The 1,631-nt window shown below is 61.1% G+C and carries 3 protein-coding genes; all 3 read right to left on the bottom strand.

Annotated elements, in window-relative coordinates; all coding sequences use genetic code 11:
- Positions 1-439: 439 nt before the first annotated feature.
- Positions 440-742, bottom strand: a complete 303-nt coding sequence (locus tag OKC31_RS20845) for a hypothetical protein (protein WP_270657610.1) — start codon at positions 740-742, stop codon at positions 440-442.
- Between the two features lie 135 nt (positions 743-877).
- A complete protein-coding gene (locus tag OKC31_RS20840) occupies positions 878-1,111 on the bottom strand; it encodes a hypothetical protein (protein WP_270657609.1) in 234 nt (77 codons plus the stop codon).
- A gap of 108 nt (positions 1,112-1,219) precedes the next feature.
- Positions 1,220-1,498 carry a hypothetical protein gene (locus OKC31_RS20835; RefSeq protein ID WP_270657608.1) on the bottom strand — a complete coding sequence of 93 codons (279 nt, stop codon included), beginning with the start codon at positions 1,496-1,498 and terminating at the stop codon, positions 1,220-1,222.
- Positions 1,499-1,631: the final 133 nt, after the last annotated feature.

Here is a 1,631-nt window from a genome sequence, read left to right as displayed (position 1 = left end):
GCCCGGCGGCCAAGTGCGGCCCGGTACAGACATCGGGCCTATGTCTGACCACGACACCCACCAGCTAGACCGGTAGCTCCCGTTCCAGGCAAACCCGGTGGCCAGCCCCGGCGGCTTGGTCTTCTAGGCGCCCGTCGGCACGCAGGCCTCGATGTCACACCAAGACGGCCACCAGCTCAACCGGCAGACTCCAGTTTCAGGCGCCCCGGCGGCCAGCCCCGGCACCGGCCCGGCGGCCAAGTGCGGCCCGGTACAGACATCGGGCCTATGTCTGACCACGACACCCACCAGCTAGACCGGTAGCTCCCGTTCCAGGCAAACCCGGTGGCCAGCCCCGGCCCGTCGGCCAGGCTCACCCCGGTGGCCAGCCCCGGCGGCTTGGTCTTCTAGGCGCCCGTCGGCACGCAGGCCTCGATGTCACACCACGACAGCCACCAGCTCAACCGGCAGACTCCAGTTTCAGGCAAACCCGGTGGCCAGCCCGGCACGACGGCCAGGCCATCCCGGTACCGACATCAGGCCAACGTCCTAGCGCGACAGCCACCAGCCCGACCCGCAACTCCAGCACCAGGTAACCGCGTGGCCAGGTCACCGTGGCCAGGTCACCGCCGGTACCGACATCAGGCCAGTGTCCCACCACGACAGCCACCAGCCCGACCCGCAACTCCAGCACCAGGTAACCGCGTGGCCAGGTCACCGTGGCCAGGTCACCGCCGGTACCGACATCAGGCCAGTGTCCCACCACGACACCCACCACCACGACCGGCGGCCCCGCACCTGGTAACCCCGGAGGTGAGGCGTCAAGTATCAATAGACAGGTCGATCACCCAAATAAAAACCGCCCACTAGGGGCGGTCTGTCATGACTGCTGGAAAGGTTAAAGCCGTAGCTCATCCAGCTCATCGAAATTCACTGGGCCGGTGCCGTTGTTAGTGTGGGTTATCACCCCCGCGTCGTTGACGGAGACAAGCACGACCCTGCTCATCCCGTGCGGCTTGGCGCTGTAGACGATGGATACGTGCATGCCCTTGTAGTCGGTTCTCAGCGCATCTTGGAGTTCAGTCACGGAATCCACGGCCCTGTCATTTCCAAAATTCTTTATCTTTAACATCTGCCCGTGCCTTTGATAGGGGGGGGATTAATACTACCCGAGTGGTCTACTGATGAGCCTTGTAAGCCTCACGCGCCAGAACGTCAACAGTGCTCATTAGTCTTGTGATCATGCATTATCCTTTTTTCCTTTGATGAGATGTTCAACGCTCGTGTCGATTCCCAGCAGTTCGGCGACCTTCAAGATTGTTTCCGGCGACAAAGGTTCTTTCGGGTAACGCACTGCATCGACGATAGGGATGATTGCTTGTGCTGCTCGATAGTCATCAACTGAGCGGAAAAAGTCGTAGTTGAAATTTTGGGGGTGGCTGCCACCCGTGGTCAGCTTTACCTCTCGCCCTGTCGCACAGAAGCGGATTACGCAATTTGTTCGTGCAACCGATACCACTTCAACAACTTGACATCCTCCCCCACCTTAGCGCTTCGCGTCACAGGAGGGGGATTCCCATTACTGGGTGATAGCTGCTCGCGCAGTACCGGGTTCCTGCTTCATCGGGCGGCCTGATTGCACCACGCCTCCA

This window comes from Aeromonas sp. Y293-4, from assembly GCF_027705905.1.
Lineage (GTDB): Bacteria > Pseudomonadota > Gammaproteobacteria > Enterobacterales > Aeromonadaceae > Aeromonas > Aeromonas veronii.
This window is presented reverse-complemented; position numbering and strand designations above follow the sequence as displayed.